This is a genomic window from Rhodoferax sp. UBA5149, assembly GCF_002413825.1.
Classification (GTDB): Bacteria; Pseudomonadota; Gammaproteobacteria; order Burkholderiales; family Burkholderiaceae_C; genus Rhodoferax.
Genome location: NZ_DHXT01000039.1, coordinates 804 through 4,065, shown reverse-complemented (window position 1 = coordinate 4,065; position 3,262 = coordinate 804). Strand labels below are relative to the sequence as shown.

Here is a 3,262-nt window from a genome sequence, read left to right as displayed (position 1 = left end):
CCGGCAAAGCGCCAGGCTTCACGACCGTTCAGGCTGCCCGATTCCGGGAAGCCGGCATTGGTGGAACCCATGTTCAGCGAGCGCAGGTTGTTGGCCGCCATGTAGGTGCTGATACTGGTGGGCAGGAAGGCGTTATCGGCCTGGATGGTGATGCCGCCGACCTGCGGGGGCTGCTGATAGATGCTGAAGCCCTTGTAGCGGCTGATCGAGCCTTCGGCCCAGGCCTCGACATCCGGGAAGATGTTGTAGCTCACCCGGCTGTAGATGGCCTCGCGCACTTCGCCGGCCGCCAAGGTGCTGGTGCCACCATAATTGGCCTGGGTGACGGCAGTATCGCCACCGATCATCCACGGGCCCGTAGTGGCGCCATAGTTGAGGTTGTTCACGGTGCCGTTCAAGCCGAAATAGGTGCCCTTGAGCAATGTCGAGGAGGCGCCGGCGGTTGTGGTGGAGTTGATGACCAGACCGCCTGGGGTCACCTGGCTGGCGCCGACGCCGGACGTGTACAGGTAATATGGGGCGCCGTTGCTCGTGGTTGCGTTGCCGACATAGGCCGGATTGATGACCTTGAAAAAGCCCGACTGGTTCCAGCTGGGGTTGTAATCCTTGGGCGTAACCTTGACCTGGTCCCATTCGCCGCTGACGATGAAATGGCCCCTGCCGCCGTCAAAGTCGGTGCCAAAGGTGCCGGCGACCTTGTAGGCCGGCTGCAAGCCGGCATCGGTCTCGCCATACTCCACGGCAGACTTGAAGCCGGTATATTCCTTATCAAGGATGAAGTTGACCACGCCGCCGACCGCGTCGGAGCCATAGTCGGCGGACGCGCCGCCGGTGACCACGTCCACCCGCTTCACGAGCTGCTGGGGAATGGTGTTGATGTCGGTATCGCCGGTCACGGCCGAGGCCGGGGTACGGTGCCCGTTCAGCAGGATCAAGGTGCGGTTGATACCCAGGGAGCGCAGGTTCAATGCGTTGATGCCGGCCAGGCCGTTGGAAAGCGAACCGGACGAGGTGTTGGGTGTTTCGCTGCCGATGAAGCTGGGAAGCTTGTTGACGAAGTCGGCGAGGTTCTGGGGCGCCTGGGCCTCGATCTGCTCGGAACCAACCACGGTTACGGGTGTCGGAGCGCTGTAGCCGTCGCGAACGACGCGCGTACCGGTCACGGAGACCGATTCCACAGAGGCGTCATTTTGCGCCACCTCCTGCGCCATTGCCGGCCCCATCAGACAGAGGGCCGCGGCGCTGGTTAATGCGTACATCCTGACGCGGCTGGCGCGAAAGGAAACGGTGACCCCGAAATTACCCATTGAAACTCCCCATCTAAAAAGAACTGCTATTCCGGCAGCGCTTCCCCCCTGGGAGATTTTATTTTTGGGTTGGAATAATTTTGTGCGATTGCTGTCTATTTGGCAGTCAATGCGCACATTTTATCGGCGGACTCCTCTTGAGATCGCCTGCACGGCGTTTGGCCGCACACACGATGACGCGTAACCGCGCCGGTACAAAAAATCGCGAACCCCCTAATTTCATTGCTGTTTGACGATCATCACCGTCTTGGTGTCTGCACCTTCAGCACAAGAACCGTAACAGAAACGTCATTGCGGTTCTCGTCAATTTCGGGCAGCGTTTCCATCAGTTGGTTTGCTTTCATGCGGCATCGGAGAACTTTGTGATGAATTCCAACTCTCTCACGCTCGATGCGACAGATTATCGAATCTTGCGCGAGCTCTGCACGGACGGCCGCGCCGCGGATGTCCTGCTGGGAGAGCGGATCAACCTGTCCTCGACCGCCGTCGCCCGTCGCCGCAAAATCCTGGAAGAAAGCGGCGTCATCGCCGGCTACAACGCCAATATCAACATGTTTTCGCTGGGTTTTACCGGCGTGGTGATGGTGGCGATCGAGCTCAGCTCACAGGCCGAGCATGTGCTGGTCGAGTTCGAACGGGAGGTCGTAAAATGTCCTTCCATCTCCTATTGCGGCTTTGTTTCGGGCGACACCGACTTCTTCATCATGATCCACGTCAATTCCTTCGACGATTACGACCGCATCTATCGCAAGGAATTGTCCAACCTGCCGCATGTGGCCAAGATCCGGTCCAGCTTCGTGCTGCGCGAAGTGGCAAGGCGGGTGACGCCACCGGTGGTGTTCGAAGGTCAGAACCGGCCCAAGTGAGGCATCCAGGTGAGCGCGCCACGCATGTTATATAGAGTAGGCGCGCTACTAGCGGCCCTGGCGCTCGCGATGCCGGCGGCACAGGCCGCGCCCCGCAAGCTGCTGGTCATTTCGGTGGACGGGCTGGACTGGCGCTATATCCGAGACCGCGACGCGCTGGGTTTGAAGATTCCCAATATCCGCCGCCTGCTGGCCAAGTCGCAGGTCGCGGACGGCGTTACCGGCGTCTGGCCGACCATCACCCTGGCCATCGCATACCACCATGCTGACGGGCGCTCGCCCCGATCAGCACGGCATCCTGGCGAATGCCAGCGGCCCGCCCGACCCGGCGCTAAGTTATTGGTCGGCGACCAAGATCAAGGTGCGCACCCTGACCCAGTGCCTTGCCGATGCCGGGCGCACAATCGGCGCGGTCAACTGGCCGGTGACGGTAGATGCGAAGATCAACTGGAACCTGCCCGAGGTTTATGCCAGGCGGCTGGGGGATTCCTCTGACATGGAGACGGTGAACCATTTCGGCACGCCCGGCCTGGTGGACGAGATCGCGCGCACCTATCCGTCCTTCCCGCAGCAGTGGCTGGACGACCGGTCGCGCACCCTGGCCACGATTTTCCTGCTGAAGCAGAAACGGCCGGGCCTGGTGTTGTTGCACCTGGCCGAACTGGATTCCGAGGCGCACGAGGAAGGCCCCTTTGTGCCGCACGTCAATGCGGTGGTGGAGCGTTCAGACGAACTGATCGGCGACATCGTGAAGGCGCTGCCGAAGAATTACGACCTGGCGGTGGTTTCCGATCACGGGTTCGAGCGGGTCGACCATAGCGCCAACCTGAAAATCATGGCGGCGGCAGACGGCATTGCTGGCGACATGACGATCCAGGGCGGACTTGTAACGACGGGCGATGCCGGGATCGCAGCGTGGCTGCGTGGCCTTTCCGGCAAGGGCGATGTCGGGCGCGAGATCCCGCCGGCCGAGCTGGCGCGTTATGCCCCGCAATTGTCCGGCACCGCGTTCGAACCCGCGCCGCATGTGATGTTCGGAGCGGCCACAGACGGCGATGCCCGCAGCCCGTCCAAGAACAAGGGCAATCA

Annotated in this window: 3 protein-coding genes and 1 pseudogene; 3 read left to right on the top strand and 1 reads right to left on the bottom strand. The window is 61.4% G+C overall.

Annotated features, from left to right (window positions below):
* On the bottom strand, nt 1-1,307 hold a 1,307-nt coding region (locus tag B3V69_RS02920; protein WP_296443630.1), incomplete at its 3' end, for a TonB-dependent receptor plug domain-containing protein.
* 365 nt (nt 1,308-1,672) lie between these two features.
* Between B3V69_RS02920 and B3V69_RS02915 the strand changes: the two genes are divergently transcribed.
* From B3V69_RS02915 to B3V69_RS02910, 3 genes and pseudogenes are all read left to right on the top strand, one after another.
* Entirely contained in the window at nt 1,673-2,173 is a 501-nt protein-coding gene (locus B3V69_RS02915; RefSeq protein ID WP_296443628.1) for an Lrp/AsnC family transcriptional regulator, read from the top strand.
* A 24-nt stretch (nt 2,174-2,197) separates the two neighbouring features.
* Nucleotides 2,198-2,422, top strand: a pseudogene (locus B3V69_RS20710) (alkaline phosphatase family protein); the annotation flags it as partial.
* 13 nt (nt 2,423-2,435) lie between these two features.
* Nucleotides 2,436-3,262 (top strand): alkaline phosphatase family protein (locus tag B3V69_RS02910; RefSeq protein WP_296443626.1); only part of this gene is annotated, 827 nt, incomplete at its 3' end.